The sequence below is a fragment of the Algoriphagus sp. genome (assembly GCF_024305035.1).
GTDB lineage: Bacteria > Bacteroidota > Bacteroidia > Cytophagales > Cyclobacteriaceae > Algoriphagus.
Window position 1 is genome coordinate 34674 of record NZ_JAMWZB010000018.1, and the last position, 14906, is coordinate 49579.

The 14906-nt window shown below is 43.6% G+C and carries 13 protein-coding genes; 3 read left to right on the plus strand and 10 right to left on the minus strand.

Annotated features, from left to right (window positions below; translation table 11 throughout):
* Positions 1-11 precede the first annotated feature (11 nt).
* From Q0L00_RS11625 to Q0L00_RS11640, 4 genes are all read right to left on the minus strand, one after another.
* On the minus strand, positions 12-440 hold the full coding sequence (locus Q0L00_RS11625; RefSeq protein WP_363318540.1) for an ArsR family transcriptional regulator: 429 nt from the start codon (positions 438-440) through the stop codon (positions 12-14).
* Positions 441-631: 191 nt separating this feature from the next.
* The gene (locus Q0L00_RS11630; RefSeq protein WP_297337049.1) at positions 632-1015 is read right to left on the minus strand and encodes a hypothetical protein; all 384 of its coding nucleotides are present in this window, start codon (positions 1013-1015) and stop codon (positions 632-634) included.
* Entirely contained in the window at positions 1012-3438 is a 2427-nt protein-coding gene (locus Q0L00_RS11635; protein ID WP_297337050.1) for a penicillin acylase family protein, read from the minus strand. The genes Q0L00_RS11630 and Q0L00_RS11635 overlap by 4 nt, the downstream gene beginning before the upstream one ends.
* Before the next feature lie 143 nt (positions 3439-3581).
* Positions 3582-4148, minus strand: a complete 567-nt coding sequence (locus Q0L00_RS11640) for a DUF2911 domain-containing protein (protein ID WP_297337051.1) — start codon at positions 4146-4148, stop codon at positions 3582-3584.
* A gap of 210 nt (positions 4149-4358) precedes the next feature.
* On the opposite strand from Q0L00_RS11640, the gene Q0L00_RS11645 reads away from it, so the two are divergent.
* Positions 4359-5393 (plus strand): endonuclease/exonuclease/phosphatase family protein, encoded by a 1035-nt coding sequence (locus tag Q0L00_RS11645; RefSeq protein ID WP_297337052.1) that lies wholly within the window; start codon positions 4359-4361, stop codon positions 5391-5393.
* Positions 5394-5449: 56 nt separating this feature from the next.
* Here the strand turns inward: Q0L00_RS11645 and Q0L00_RS11650 are convergent, their stop codons facing one another.
* Positions 5450-7753 (minus strand): MMPL family transporter, encoded by a 2304-nt coding sequence (locus Q0L00_RS11650; protein ID WP_297337053.1) that lies wholly within the window; start codon positions 7751-7753, stop codon positions 5450-5452.
* A gap of 186 nt (positions 7754-7939) precedes the next feature.
* On the opposite strand from Q0L00_RS11650, the gene Q0L00_RS11655 reads away from it, so the two are divergent.
* Positions 7940-8734: a thymidylate synthase gene (locus Q0L00_RS11655; RefSeq protein WP_297337054.1), complete on the plus strand. Its 795-nt coding sequence runs from the start codon at positions 7940-7942 to the stop codon at positions 8732-8734.
* Between the two features lie 172 nt (positions 8735-8906).
* On the opposite strand, the gene Q0L00_RS11660 is transcribed toward Q0L00_RS11655, so the two are convergent.
* Positions 8907-9440 carry a dihydrofolate reductase family protein gene (locus tag Q0L00_RS11660; RefSeq protein ID WP_297337055.1) on the minus strand — a complete coding sequence of 178 codons (534 nt, stop codon included), beginning with the start codon at positions 9438-9440 and terminating at the stop codon, positions 8907-8909.
* A gap of 613 nt (positions 9441-10053) precedes the next feature.
* On the opposite strand from Q0L00_RS11660, the gene Q0L00_RS11665 reads away from it, so the two are divergent.
* Complete coding sequence (locus Q0L00_RS11665; RefSeq protein ID WP_297337056.1) at positions 10054-10479, plus strand: helix-turn-helix transcriptional regulator; 426 nt, start codon at positions 10054-10056, stop codon at positions 10477-10479.
* A gap of 241 nt (positions 10480-10720) precedes the next feature.
* Here Q0L00_RS11665 and Q0L00_RS19695 read toward each other — a convergent pair whose 3' ends face one another.
* From Q0L00_RS19695 to Q0L00_RS11680, 4 genes are read right to left on the minus strand one after another with little or no spacing between them, the layout of a single operon-like run.
* Positions 10721-10945 carry a DUF6597 domain-containing transcriptional factor gene (locus Q0L00_RS19695; protein ID WP_363318541.1) on the minus strand — a complete coding sequence of 75 codons (225 nt, stop codon included), beginning with the start codon at positions 10943-10945 and terminating at the stop codon, positions 10721-10723.
* A 3-nt stretch (positions 10946-10948) separates the two neighbouring features.
* Positions 10949-12799, minus strand: coding sequence for an FAD-dependent oxidoreductase (locus Q0L00_RS11670; protein ID WP_297337057.1), 1851 nt, complete (start codon positions 12797-12799; stop codon positions 10949-10951).
* 24 nt (positions 12800-12823) lie between these two features.
* On the minus strand, positions 12824-13699 hold the full coding sequence (locus Q0L00_RS11675; protein WP_297337058.1) for an ROK family protein: 876 nt from the start codon (positions 13697-13699) through the stop codon (positions 12824-12826).
* The gene (locus Q0L00_RS11680) at positions 13700-14833 is read right to left on the minus strand and encodes a glycoside hydrolase family 18 protein (RefSeq protein WP_297337059.1); all 1134 of its coding nucleotides are present in this window, start codon (positions 14831-14833) and stop codon (positions 13700-13702) included. It abuts the gene before it with no gap.
* Between the last annotated feature and the right edge of the window lie 73 nt (positions 14834-14906).

A 14906-nucleotide genomic window follows, 5' to 3' on the forward strand; every position in this document is an offset into this window, starting at 1 on the left:
GTGGGAATCGATTAGATGCCCACTGTTTTATCAAAAAGAACCAGCCCATACGAGTCGATTCGCATGGATCGGAAGGTAAATATCACCTTTCTATTGATCAACTCCTCTATTCTTTTGGTCAGCCCTTTGATATACTCATGGTTCAAATCATCCCCGACCACAACCACATCAATCTTTCCGGAATCTACCCCACGAGAAAGGTCACCGACGAGCAAAACCTGCTCAACCTCACCCATTCGTTCTAGAATTTGCTCCAAAAGCATATCTAGTCCAAGGTATTTTCGGATGATATCTCGGATATTGGTGAAGAATGGATGATGGGTGTTGGCCTGATAGGCGATTTTATTTTTGTCGGAATGCTTCAACAAAATCCCTGCCTGAGTTAAATTATTAAGTTCCTTTCGAATCGCATTGGTGGATTCACCAAATTCTTCAGCCAAACCCCTTAGATGGCTTTGATTGCGATCATTCACAAAAAACTTAACAAGAAGCCGTAGACGGGTTTTTGATGTGATTAAAGATTCCAGCATTAAAAATCACTAGTCAGAAGTGAGTAACAAAGGTACTCATTCGACAGAAGTGACAAAATCTTTTTTTTCTAATTTGAGTTAAATTTTTTCACCTCAAAATCCTAATAGGATACCGGCCCACGGTAAATATCCTTGCGCTCCCGCTGAATTAACTTTCGAAGTAAACTCCCAGATAATCCTGAAAATGAACCCAGTAGAAAACCCAAAACGCCCGTTAATACCAACATGGCTATCCCCGACCCTACACCAAATATCTCTGCCATATTATCTGCCAGATCACTTCCGGTAGAAATGCTGATAAACAAGCCTACACCTATCCAGGCGATGCCCATCCCCAAGCCTGCGGCAAAAAATGAGATGGAACTGCTTGAGTTCTTCCAAAAACTCAAAACACCTAGCAAGATCATTACTCCCCAATAAGGAAGCCAGGGATTGGCCAGTAAAACCAAAAGGATGACCAAGATAAAGAAGCCTAGAAATTTCATTGTGTGGGTAGTAATTGCGTTGAAAATAATAACGAATCCAATTCTTGCTCTCCTCTCAAATTAAAGTTGAGGTATTCCCCTTTTGCCCATTTATCAATGAAATTTTGATAAAATCTACTTCCCGGATTTCCGGACTGCCCTCCGGGATAAATCCCAACCGCCTGGACTTCTTCTTCAAGCTCGACCACCATCCTCCAGCTTGCTCCATGTCGTGATTTGGTTGCATTTACGATCCCAGCTCCTCCTCCAGTGTATACATTTTTTACCGAAAAGGATTCAAATTGAGGAACCAAATGATTAATGGACGTTTGCTTGTAGTTGGCCCAGGAATAATCCCCTTCTTCGGATTCCCACTTGGTCATTTGATTGACCATTTCCTCAAATCCCTTTTTGACATGATCTGCAGCAGTTTCTTTTGGGGATGTATCTTTATGATCAAAAAAGTCAAAATCCGGCTCTTTACTCATCAATTGGCTGGTGTGGTAAGTGTTGGGCAATAGGACTGGATACCGGGAACTGGACAAATTCTTCCATAATAGCCCAAAGGTCTGATTCCACCAGGTATAAAATAAGGAAGGTGCTTTTTGATTCGGATCTGCATAAAAATCCCAATCCTTGAGCTCAGTAAGGTATTTTTTGGCTTGCTCGCTTTTTTGGTAATCCTCTCCCAATAGCTCCAACATAATCGGAAGAGATTCCGAGGCATGAAGGTAAAAATCATCAAATTGTAATTTTTTCATATCCTCTAGGGTAATTTGATCCATGACTTCGAGCTGGGCGTTGATCCTTCGGTTTCGATACTGCTCATAGCTGTGATCAAACACATAATAGGGATAAAGTGAATCCACGGGATGCTGATTAGCCGAGGAAACAAAACCCCGGTCTGGATTTAAGGTAGCCGGATTTTGTTCATTAGGAATGTAGGTTGTCCACTCCATTTTTGGATCTTCTCCATTCATAAAATATTTTCCTTGCTCCTCCCATTTTAACGGAAACTTTCCCTGTATCCGCATGGCAATATCTCCGCTTTTAGAGGCAAAGACAAAGTTTTGAGCTGGAGCGGTAAAGTGATCCAAAGCTGCTTGATAGTCGTCATGATCCTTGCTTTTATTGAGGAGCAAAAAGGTCTTTTGCTCATTGGAACCTTGGTGCATGGTCCACTTGAGCGCAAAGTTCACATCCTGGCGTTCAGCTTTAAAGCTTCGATCATAGACCACCGGGCCATAATGGGTGTAGATCACCGTATCCACAAAGGGCTTTTCTACTCCTTTTATTTTGATTTCTTCGATTCGATAGGTAGCCTCTCGCCATTCCTGTCCATAACGATAGGCGGATCGGGAGTCATCCTGAAAGGTGATTTTGTACCAGTCCCTTGCGTCTTTGGTCGCATTGGTGACACCCCAAGCGATCCACTCATTAAAGCCAGAAATGACACCCATAGCTCCGGGCAAACTGGCTCCCTTCACGCTGTACTCTGGGGTACTTAGCTGCAAGGAGTACCAAATTGAGGGTAAATTCAATCCCAAATGGGGATCATTGGCCAAAATCGGATGTCCACTTTTGGTTTTCCAACCCGAAACCGCCCAGTTATTGGACCCTGTTCCTTCCTCGGGTTGAGGAAGTGGATCTAAAAGTAGTGTGGTATCCGGATAGGCTATGGAATCGGGTCTGGTTATCGATAGGGGCTCAAAATCCCAGGTTTTCCCAGACTCAATCACCGGAACCACCTCTTCAGGATAGTCGGGAAAAAGCTTGTTTACTAATTCTTCTCCCAGAATTTTTCTAAGGTTCGTGTATTCCAAATCCCGATCCCCGACCAACATATCCGTCATGTATTTAAGCAGTAACAGGGATTTGGTGGGTGTCCAGGGTTCTGGCTTGTAGTTGAGAATTTTATATTCCAATGGAAGGCTGGCCTGATCCAGACTTTCAATATAGGCATTGACTCCTTCGGCATACGCTACTAAAAAGCGAAGGGTCTCCGGATCGTTTTCCTGTAAAAATTTCAACCCGACTTCCGACCCATAGCCCAATCCCTTTCGACGGTTCATGCGATCCAGCTCCAAGGCAACTTCCCCTACGAGCTCAGAAATCCGGCCTGCCGCAGCCATCACCTGAAACTCCATTTGCCAAAGGCGATGCTGGGCAGTCACAAAACCTTGAGCCCGGTATAAATCGAGCTCATTTTCAGCAAAAATATGGGGAATCAATTGCTCGTCATAACGTACGGTTACTGGAGCGGAAAGTCCATCAATAGAGATTTCCTCCTGGGCCAATTCATCCTCACTGTAGGAATTTTGCCAAAATCCGTGATGGGGGTCCAGCAAACGACCCAAAGGTGGAAGCGGCCCCACTTGAATTGCGGATAGGTATCCTAGGCCCAGAACGATCACCAGGACCAGGAAGAAGCTAAAATACTTCATGAATTAAGTTTGGGTTCAAAGCGAAAATAAAGGAAAGTTTCCATTTTACTTCATCGACCAATCTGAATCCTAAAAAAAAGCCTCTGGTTTGCAAAACCAAAGGCCAACTGATTAATTCGAGGTCTTATCTGTAGATGGTCTTATCACTGGATGGTGATCGGAAGTTTTAACTTTTCCCATCGGACCACCAAGCCTGGATCTTCAATATCTATGGAAAGTCGCTCTTGGATAGTGGATTCCCAAACCGGACTCACTTCTACCCTAAGGACATCATTTTTTTCATCGTATTGGAAATGCCCATGCTCCAAATCCCAGTCTGAATTGAAAATTACCGTCCAGGTTCCCGATGATTTGGGGATGGTAAACAAGGAATATTTCCCAGGAGCTAAGGTCTCTCCTTCGATGCTCATTTCTTGAGTAAGCTCTACAAAGGTCGCCTCATTGGCCCCCGTCCTCCAGACCACATCGTAGGGGACTAAATCTCCCCAAATGGTTCGGTCTTTGACTGCCGGCGATCCATACTGGACCTTAAATTCTTTTCCATTGATCTGGCCACTTTTCACCTCCAATGGGCTGGGACGATCACTTTCATCAGACTCTTGGTTTTCATCCACGGTCACTTTCTCTTCGGAGGAATCTGTTTTGGATGAACAGCTCCAGCCTGCCGAAATCAAAAATGCACCGAGGACAATCAAAACAATTCTTTTCATAGTAGTAGCTTTAGGGTAGAAATAAACTAATAATGTGCCAACCTTCAAAATTGCAGGGTTTCAAAATTTTTGAAATTCCTCAATTCTGGGTTTAAAGGATTTCATTTTCGGATTTCCTTTTGCTTCTTTACGTAAAGATCATCGATTTGGATTAATAATTGCACCGAGAATCCCAAATCCCCAAGATCTCGCTTATCCCTTTTCCACAGCATGAAATACCTCATTGGATTTATTTTTAGTTGTACCCTCTTGGTTTTTGGCAGCGTTTACGTTTCCCCTGAGGACTTTCCTTACGTAGGGCTTCTTCCCTTTTTTATACCGGTCGTTTACCTGTTGAATGTGTTCTTGTTTTTGCTGCTCATTCTTTCTTGGAAAAGAACAGCCATTCTCCCGTTGATTGTACTGATTTTGGGTTATCGCTTTGTCCAGATCACCTTCCAACTCAATCCCAGCGAGGATAATCCTCAAGGCTTACGCGTGCTGACCTATAATTCCCATCTCTTTGATTACAAGACCCGGACCGAGGGAAAGTTTGATCCCAGTGTCTACACTTGGCTTCAGGATTTTCCAGCTGACGTCAAAGTATTCCAGGAATTTTATCAAGATTACACGACCCCATCCCGCAATTCGATCAAAATTCTGGGCCAAGACAGTGGCATGGAGCATTCCTACCAAATTATTGAAGGAAATGCCAAAAGAAGATCCTACGGAATGGCTATTTTTTCAAAATTCCCGATTGTCAATGAAGGCAAAATCTTTGACAACAACCGGGCAAATGGCGCCATTTTCGCCGATATCATCTATGAGTCAGATACGGTCCGCATTTACAATGTCCACCTGGAGTCCATGCAGATTAACTCCGAAGTGTTGGAAAATATTGACGGGGTTAAAGAAAACTACCGACAGACCCTGGGCAAACTCCATCGGGGGAGTTTGGCCCGAAGCAAGCAATTGAAATTGCTCGAAGAACACCTATCCAACAGCCCATACCCGGTCATTATTTTGGGGGATTTTAACGAACTGCCCTACTCGAACACCTATTTTCGATTGAGCAAAAACTATGTGAATGCCTTTGAAATCGCAGGAAATGGATTTGGGTTTACCTATAACAGGATTCTTTTTTTCTTGCGAATCGATCATATTTTCGCAAGCCCTGATTTAAAACCGCTTCAATTCAAAACGCACAGAGAGGTTGACTACAGCGATCACTACCCGGTTTCGGCCACCTTTGAGCTTTCGAATTAAGCCTGTCCTTATCGTAGCACGACAAGGATGAAGCCATTCTCTTCGTCTGGCCTGCCTTAGTTTTGGCGTGCTTCGCTTCGTTTTTTTTGTTTCTGCTGGATGAGCGTCTTCATCGGTAAAAGCAATACGGGCAACAAAATCAAATCGGCTAGCAATGCAAAAAACAGGGCAGAAGAAATCAACAAACCGGTGTAAAAGGTCACGCCAAATTGACTGAAAATTAGCATCGAAAAGCCTAAAATCAACACCAAACTGGTCCAAATAATGGCTTTCCCCGTTTCCAAAAGGGTCCTTTTGATCGCATAAATCAGGGTTTTTCCCTTGGCCAATTCCATCTTTAAGCGGCTCATAAAATGAATGCTATCGTCTACAGCAATCCCAAAGGCAACCGTAAACAAAATGGCTGTGGTCAACTTAAACTCTACACCCAAAAAATACATTAATCCCAACATCCAAATCAAGGGGACCACATTGGGAAGTAATAAAATCACCGAAATCCGCCAGGACCTAAATAAGTATCCCGCTATCGCACCCACTAACAGAAAGGCCAATCCCAAGCCTCGGGCCATCTGCTGGGTAACCGACTCATGTCCCTTGTCGATTAGAAAAGAGGTGCCGGTCCATCGAACTTCCAACAGCTCCTCATCAATTTCTTGCCTCACGAAATGCTCAAACTCTTTTCTGATTTTACCCATTCGGTAGCTCCCCAGATCAGCGGTACGGGCGCTAATTCGGCCTTCTTTATTATCCCTACCCAGTACTTGTTTTTTATCACTTTCGGGCAATCGGGATAAAATCCGTTTCAAGCGCTCATATTGACCTTGACTGGGAAAAGCATAGGCTTTTTCATCGCCTTGGTTTTGGGCTTGGTTTAGCGTTTTTACCAAAGAATTGGGAGAAAGAATCGTCAAAGGTCCTAACTGCTTTTCCAAGTAGGTTTCCACTTTTTCGACTTGGGCAAGCAGCTCATAATCCAAAAGACTTTGACTGCTATCCTTCACTGAAAGGTAAATTTCCAACGGATTTGAACCTCGGTAGTTTTGGTCAAAAAATTGGAAATCGGCTTGAATCGGATGATCTGAAGGCAAATTATCCAATAAGAATCCATTGATTTTCAATTGGGAGCCTAAGAATAAAGAGCCCGCAGTAATTAGGAAAAACACCAAGAGAATCGCCTTTCGTTTTTGCAGGACCAAACTCACTACTGGGCGTAAGGAAGCAAAAAATTTCCCACTAGAGGTCGGGATTTTTCGTTTGGCCCCCAACAGCGAAAGTAAGCCCGGAAGAAAGAGGTAAATGGCAAAAAACATCAACAAGACCCCAATTCCCGTGCTCAATCCAAAGTTTTTAAGTGCGGGAACGGTGGTGAAATACAGCGATAAAAATCCCAATGCCGTCGTCAAAAAAGTCAACCAAATGGGGATGATCAGTTCTTTAAATGTGTTCTTGATGGCTAGCTGAAATTCGTTTTCGAGTGTTAAGAAATGAATCAAATGGGTAAATAAATGAATACAGGCACTCAAGCCCACAATCAGAAATATCGTGGGTTGCATCACTGACATGAGCGCAAGCTTTTGCCCCATCAATACCATTACCCCAAAGGCAAACAGCATCCCCATCAAAATGACCGTCACGCTACAGATGACTATCCAGAACTTTCTAAAGATCAAAACCAAAAGAAGGATAATCAGCGCAATGGATAGGGTTAAAAACAAGCCAAACTCCTGTTGCATCAAGCTTACAAAATCACCCTGAGTTTGGATTTTGCCGGCCACTGCGATTGGCTCCACCTCAAACCGCTCAAATACAGCTAAGATTTGCGCATAAAGCTGATCTCCCGCTTCCTTACTTAAGGAAGGCTTATTCCGGATCAACATTAAAAAACTGTCTCCTTTTTCAGAAATTAATGTTCCCTGGTAGGCTTCCAGATCCCCTTGCAGATTCACTCCTTTTTCCAAGTCTCTTGAAATTAGCGGCCGGGTGCTTATTCCAAAGACTCCGATACGGGGAACTTGAATGGAAAAAACCGAAATTACCGAATCTACCCCCTGCAGCTCTTGAAGCTCATCAGAAAGTTGGAAAAAGCGCTCGAGCACTTGCTCCTCGCTCCAAAAACCGGAATCAGCTGCAAAAGCGGACAGCAGGTAATCGTTGTCCGATCCAAATTTTTTGGTGTACTCGGTATAAAAGCTCAAATCCTCATCCTGCTGAGGAAAAAATTGCTCAAAATCGTAATCAAAAACTGGACTTGGCCTCATGGCCAAAAGGAGGAGAAAAAGTGCAAATCCAAACCAAAGTCTGGTTCTGTTGGCCGATGGGCCAAAGTTACCGATCGAGAATGGGCCGCTTTGTTGTTTCACTGTATAGGTAAGTAATTCGGAGGCCGTTTGGTTTTATTTTTGGTCAGTCTGAATCCCTATTCGGGGATTGCTTTTTGCCGATCCGAAATCAAAAATCCGATTCCTTTGGTTGCATTCGCCAACTGGGATTTCAGAAAATCAAGGGAAGATAGTATCTTGTCGACCACAATAAAAATTTATGTTCCCATGAAGCAATACCATGACCTGATGCAGAAGATTTTAGACGAAGGAGTTCAAAAATCAGACCGGACGGGAACAGGTACACTCAGTATTTTTGGCCATCAGATGCGCTTTGATCTCTCTGAAGGTTTTCCGGTAGTCACCACCAAAAAGCTACACCTTCGGTCCATTATCATTGAGCTGTTATGGTTTCTTCGGGGGGAATCAAATATTGGGTATTTGAAAGAAAATAAGGTTTCCATTTGGGATGAATGGGCGGATGAAAATGGAGAATTGGGTCCGGTCTATGGCTATCAATGGAGACATTGGCCAGATGGAAAAGGCGGAGAAATCGATCAAATCAAAAACCTGATTCATCAACTCAAAACCAAACCAGACAGCAGAAGACATATCGTGAGCGCATGGAATGTGGCCGATGTGGACCACATGGCTTTACCACCTTGTCACACGATTTTTCAGTTTTACGTAGCCGAAGGAAAACTTTCCTGCCAGCTTTATCAGCGCAGTGCAGACATCTTCTTAGGCGTACCGTTCAACATTGCTTCCTATGCGCTTTTTACGATGATGATTGCCCAGGTGTGTGATCTTGAACCGGGAGATTTCATCCACACCTTTGGAGATGCCCATTTATACCTCAATCATTTAGATCAGGCAAAATTACAACTGAGTCGAGACCTCAGGCCTTTACCCCAAATGAAAATCAATCCCGCGGTCAAGGATATTTTTCAATTTACCTACCAAGACTTTGAGTTAGTCGGATATGATCCCCATCCCCATATCAAAGCTCCAGTTGCTGTCTAGGAATGAAGAAGTTGGATCCAGTTGAAAGGGAAAATTTGCAGGTCAACTCATCAAGGAAAAGAGGAATTGGATACGCTAACTTTCAGCCGATCACAGATGTATAAAAAGAGGACTAACGCCCAATTAAGCACGTCAGCCCCTTCATGAAAAACCGATGTTGGCGGTTCGGTATTTATTTCTTCCGCTTGTAGTGGAATTGTGCTAATCCAGTGGCAAATGTTTTGACTTTGATAAATTCAAGTATTTGTTCAGGTCTTCCATCTTTAAAAAGTCTTGTTCCATTGCCTAATAAAACTGGTACAACCGAAATTATTAGCTCGTCTAGTAAATCGCGTTTTAATAGTTCATTTATTACTTCCGCACCACCGTCACAATAAATATTTTTTCCTTTTTCGGACTTTAGTCGTCTGACCAATTCAGTGATGTCTCCTGTATAGAAAATAGTTCTGCCTATTTGTGGTCTTTTGGTCCTTGTAATGACATATACATCTCGCTTTCCGTTGTCGTAATGAGATGAGCCGATTTCTTTAAGCACATAATCATAGGTTCTTCTACCAATAATTAATGTGTCAATCGTGGCTGTAAATTCTGCATAACCATAATCTTCTCCTTCTTTTTCGACGAGTTTTAAGAAACTCAAGTCGTCATTAGGTTTTGCGATGTAGCCGTCTAAACTTGTGGCAATGAAAAGAGATATTTTTCGCATCTGTTTGAAATTTTTAATGTTCTGGCAAAATTAATTTTAGACAACCATCTATCCATTGTAAAAATCCGATATTTTAAGCAGTGATGGTGAGAGTCCTGTATTTCGCTTGATTTCATTATTAAGATGTGAATGGTCATAATAACCACACTCAAATGCAATATCTGATAAACTACGATTTTCACTCGAGTTTTTAATTATGTTCAAAGCATTTTGAAAGCGAATAATGTTTGTATCCATCCGATCAACCCATATGGGTTGATCGGATGGATACGAAGTTTCACCATGACAGACGATTGTGATTTGCCCATTGTGATCATGTTTATTGGAAAAATCCTGAACCTCATAATCAATTCTTGTCGAGGATTCAGTAACCATTAGTAGGCAATAATGCTGATGTTTTACCTGTTTATTTCCAAAGCATCCAGTTATTTCATTTTGTATGGTTTGTTTTCCAAAGGAGATTATCCGAACTGGTTGAAATTTTTCAACCAGTTGCTCAAGAAAGCCCTTGAAATGCGCCACACGATCTTGATCGGATCTTAACAATTGAATTCCACATAAACTTCATTTTTGGCAATTTCTTTTGCACTGGCACGGTATTCAACCACTAGGAATGGTTTTTTACATCGAATTACTTGTTTTTTATCATAGCGATTTTTCTATATTTGTGTATATGGAGACAGCGAAAAAAGCAAATAGCACACATATAGGAAGGAAAATTTCCCTTATCAGAGAACTAAAGGGTATGAAGCAAGATGCTTTAGCCTTTGAGTTAGGGGTATCCCAACAATTGATATCAAAAATTGAAAATAGTGAGACAATTGATGATGAGCTTCTCACAAGGGTAGCAGAGGTTTTGGGGGTAACTAAAGAAGGAATTGAAGCGTTTAGCTTAGAAACTGTCTTCAATAATATCAATAATTTCCATGATAGCTCTATTCAAAACAACTTCAATCCAATTGATAAAATTGTTGAGCTATACGAACGTTTGCTAAAAAGCGAACAGGAGAAAATTGAAATTTTAAAAGGCAGTAAATGATTTTTCGCCACAGCCTGTGGCAAAATTTGGGTCAATCAAAACATCCTAGATATCTGGATCCTGCTTATTTTTTCAACAGGCTAATGAATAGACAAAGCCTCAAAATTAAGCCTCTGTTTGAAATAAAGGAATTGGATTTTTCAAACTCTACTGTTTCGTTAGCCAGCTCATTTTGTGAAGCGTAGCTATAAAAATTTAAAAAAGTTGCAGGTTTTAAACAAACACCTACTAGGAATGTATCCTAATCAATAAAGCTATCCTTAAATGAAGTCATTGCCCCAACTACATACGTTTTCCCAAATTCCATTATAGTCGAGCCATTGTCAGTCAAACAAGTATTTCCCAAATTCATTACAATACCAGCACAGCCATCGGGAAAAACACGTTCTCTTTGTCTTTCAGCTTTGTTTCCTTTGAGTTCCCAATAGAAATGAATATAGGGTTTTAATTTTTTGTAGGGTTTTATTCCTTAGGGCTTTATTCTCCCCTCCCAGTTGAGTTCTTTTGAAAAAGGATCCAACAGCTCATCTAAGATCACCGCAACTTCCTTTCGAGTCAGAAGCCTGTCGGTAGTAAAGGATCCAGGCAGACCCCTTCTTTTCCAGGCCTCAGCAATTTCTAACAGGGAGGTTTTCCTTCCAGTTAACTCGAGTAGTTGCTTGAATCGCTCGCCGGTCAAATAATCCCCAGAAGCTCCCCAATAATCTGCTAAGCTTGGATAAATGGGTCTCAAGCCTTCCACCAGCTCAAATTCAGTCACCTTATTTTCGGGATAAAACCAGGTTTGATTGGCCCAGAGATAAGGTACTCCCGCTCCTTTTAGAATGCCGGTAGCCCCGATTCGTTGGATGGCTTGAAAATGCGCGTCCTCTGGATTCACATCGATGTAGGGCATCAGATAGACCTGCTGGGAAAGCAAGACCTGCTGAACTTCACGGATGGAAACTTCGGATGGGGCTTTTCCTGATTTCGAAGCGATCGTAGCCAACGTCCCTGCAGCCTGGCCAATGCCTAAAACGACGGGTTGAAGACGGGAAGCCCCGTTGACGATATTGGATACAGAAATGCTTTTTTCCGCCAAAATCAAGCCGGAATGATTCTCCGGAATGAGTGCTCCAAGAGGCACATTGTAGGAAGGCACCCGGATTTTAATGAAATCGATCTCCGGAGCATCGGGCCTTTCCTTGTGATGATGGTCAATGGTATAATCTCCTACTGCTATTCCCGTGCGGTACAGCGGACTAGGCGCCTGAAAGGGGTCCCGTACAAAGGGTAGGGTAAAATCAACCAGTCCTTGGAAACGTCTGGATTCCCGATGATAAGGAATCATGGGCAGTCCGTCCTCTGTCGGATATTCATCGGTTGCAATGCCCAGATGGGTATAGCCTAGCTCCTGTTGAATGTAATAGATAAAGCGAAGGCTTTTCTGCTTGGCTTTTTCCAGTTCAATGCTTCGTTCCTCTGGGCTTAACTCGACTAGATTGACGTAATAATCATTTCCACAGTTGGGCCAGTTGATCATGTATTTGCCATTGGGGAGTTTCCCATACCCTATCATTTTATCACAGTCCAGCGTAGGGTCTTGATCGGTAATTGGGTCTGCATGAGCACAGGCACAGGCAAATTCCTCTGGATCATAATTTTTGGGTTTGGGGATGGTCCGGTCTTCCCCTTTTCCAAAATCTTGAAGGGTCACCACATAGGTTAAATCCTGAATAATGTCATTTCCCGTTTCTGGGGCAAAGGACTCTCCGATTTCCGAACGGGCGTCCATCCCCAGTCGATAAGGAATTCCTTGCGCAGCTGCCACATCGCCCAATTCCGTCGCGTCTATGACCAGGGGGGCTGAGGCAGTTTTGGATTGGCCATCCACCCGGTAAGTCACTGTCCACTTTTGGTTTTCAAAGTGGGCTGCTTGCCATTCGCTTTGCAGCGAAACGGTCAAATGAGGAACCGAAGCCGCTATCGATTGGAAAATCTGATTTCCTACCTGAGGTTCAAACAGGGTATTGCTCACCCAGCCGGTGGAAAGTGCAGCTTGCGACCCATAATGCGCAATTAAGCTATCCCGAAACTCTCCCCAAATCCCGGAGGGTAAGCGATGATTGCCGTCAATGGCAGAAACTCCTGCCGCGGTCAGCATTCCCCCCAGCCACTCGGTCGGCTCGATGATCAGTGTTTTGGCGCCCAATCTACCAGCGGAAATACCCGCTGAAGTTCCACTCGCACCTCCTCCCACGATAATCACATCGTAGCTTTCTTGGGCAAATGAGCTGCTGAATAAAAGGGCGAAAAAAATGGTCAAATAATTTTTCTTCATAGTTGCGTTGAATCTAGGATAGGTCTAACTAAATCTGGATGGGCTTTTTTTCTCCTCCTGGGAAAGGGCCGCTCCGATTAAAGCGGAATGATCGCCGAGCGTGGCCAGGTGGATCGGAATGGAAATACCTCGCAAGGCTAGGAATTCGAGGGTAGCGGGAAGGAAGTGAGCGGAAGCAAGGCTGATTTTTCCACCTAAAATTACCCCTTGGGTTTGTAGTCGAATCAAATAGGGGAATAAGAATTCGCCTAGGTTGCGCCCAAATTCGCTAAAGATGAAGGCTCGATGTGCTGGGTCGATCGATGGGTCCAGTAAATCCTTCACTCCGGATAAGGATATCCCCCACTTTTGTTGGACAAATTGGATAAACCATGCCGTGCCCAAATAATCTTCAGCGATTCCATCTTTAAAGGGAGCCCGCCAAAGTTGGGCGTCTTTGACTACTTCTTCCACCTGAATGGCTGAACCCAAGCCTGTTCCCAAGGTCAACCCGATGGAATTTGAAAAAGCTGACCCAGCTCCTACTCGACTTTCTGCAATCAAAAACGCCTCCGCATCGTTGGTAAAGGAGATATGGCCAGGCGGAACGCTAAGGCGGTCAGCGAGCAGTTTTTTAACCGACTGTCCAAATAAGGCGTTCATTTTTCCCTGATCTTGGATCAAGCAAATCCCTTCCTGATAATTAAACGGTCCAGGCATGGCAATGGCAATCGGAATAGCCTTCGCGTAGCCCTTGACTGACTGGATGGCTTGTGCCCAAGCCTCAATGATGGATTCGGCAGTGGCAAAGGTGTCCACCGCTTGTTCATAGAAGTCACCGGCTTCTACCCGATCTCCAACGTTGTTGACCAGGCCCGCAGCAATATGGGATCCTCCAATATCTACTCCGATGATCTCCATTTACTCAGGCGAATTGGAGTTCAGTTCCTCATGGATCACGTCTAACAACTGTCTGGTATTATCCTCGGAAAGCTCCCAAAACATGGCTCCTCCCAGGGAATTGGTTTTAATAAAGTCCATTTTAGCTTTCATGGACTCAGGATCTTCATAGGTAATCCAGGTGGAGTCTTGGGCCGAATAAAGGTAGGGAGCCGCTGCTTTCTCATCCCAAAAGCGCTCATAAGCCGAAGTTTTCGTCAAGGCATAAATCTGATGATAAGGCAGTCCCATTTTAAATTTTCCGGATTGGAATAGCCCATGATCAGTCGGATCCACCTGTTCCCACATTCTGCCATAAAACGGTACACCCACCACGATTTTTTCTGCGGGGACTCCAAATTCAAGGTGTTCTTTCACCGTGGTTTCTGCGGATCTTCCTTTTGCTCCGTTGGGAAAAAGATTGGCATGATGCCCGGTGACCTCATCCCCTGCGGTGTAAAAATCATAGGCCATGATATTGATAAAATCCAAGTATTGCTGGGCTTTCCCCAGGTCATTTTCCTCCAGGTATCGACGAAAGCCCCCAGAGGCGATGGTCGTCAGGTAATGTTTTTGGTGTAGGTTGCCTAACGAATCCAGTGCTTCTCGAACACTTTTTAGTAGGGCAACAAAATTCTCCTTATCCTCTGGACGATAGGGATTGTTATCCCCGGGAATGCTGGGATATTCCCAGTCAAAATCCAATCCGTCCAGTTGGTGTTTAATTAAAAAGTCCACTCCGGATTGTGTCAGCTGATCGATTCCCTCCGGAGTCAGCACGGCATCAGAAAATCCTTTGGAGTGCGTCCAACCCCCTATGGAAATCAACACCTTCAGATCGGGATTTCTGTCCTTAAGTTGATTCAGGGTAATCAAATTCAAGGAATCCCGCTCCCGGTTATCCCCGATATAGCTTACTTGCCCGTTGGCTACATCGGCAAAGGCATAGTTGATATGGGTTAATTTTTCGGCAGGAATTTTCTTGGGATTAATTTTTTTCCAACCGGCCACATAACCGACCACATGGTAAGCTTTAGCTGTCGGGATTTTGGTTTCTTCTGCCTTTTTACATCCCACAACCACCAGCAGGGCGAAAGCAAGTACAATGTTTTTCATACAAATCAGGTTTGGGCCTAAAGTTAAAAAAAGACAGAGGTTTTGAACTCAATCAAAACCTCTGTCCAAAATT

Excerpts from the sequence above, each read along its gene's own strand:
- Q0L00_RS11680 (WP_297337059.1), bottom strand. The coding sequence starts at position 14,833 with ATGAAAAACATTGTACTTGCTTTCGCCCTGCTGGTGGTTGTGGGATGT.
- Q0L00_RS11640 (WP_297337051.1), bottom strand. The coding sequence starts at position 4,148 with ATGAAAAGAATTGTTTTGATTGTCCTCGGTGCATTTTTGATTTCGGCA.
- Q0L00_RS11660 (WP_297337055.1), bottom strand. The coding sequence starts at position 9,440 with ATGCGAAAAATATCTCTTTTCATTGCCACAAGTTTAGACGGCTACATC.
- Q0L00_RS11670 (WP_297337057.1), bottom strand. The coding sequence starts at position 12,799 with ATGAAGAAAAATTATTTGACCATTTTTTTCGCCCTTTTATTCAGCAGC.
- Q0L00_RS11655 (WP_297337054.1), top strand. The coding sequence starts at position 7,940 with ATGAAGCAATACCATGACCTGATGCAGAAGATTTTAGACGAAGGAGTT.
- Q0L00_RS11675 (WP_297337058.1), bottom strand. The coding sequence starts at position 13,699 with ATGGAGATCATCGGAGTAGATATTGGAGGATCCCATATTGCTGCGGGC.
- Q0L00_RS11630 (WP_297337049.1), bottom strand. The coding sequence starts at position 1,015 with ATGAAATTTCTAGGCTTCTTTATCTTGGTCATCCTTTTGGTTTTACTG.
- Q0L00_RS11635 (WP_297337050.1), bottom strand. The coding sequence starts at position 3,438 with ATGAAGTATTTTAGCTTCTTCCTGGTCCTGGTGATCGTTCTGGGCCTA.
- Q0L00_RS11665 (WP_297337056.1), top strand. The coding sequence starts at position 10,054 with ATGGTTTTTTACATCGAATTACTTGTTTTTTATCATAGCGATTTTTCT.
- Q0L00_RS11645 (WP_297337052.1), top strand. The coding sequence starts at position 4,359 with ATGAAATACCTCATTGGATTTATTTTTAGTTGTACCCTCTTGGTTTTT.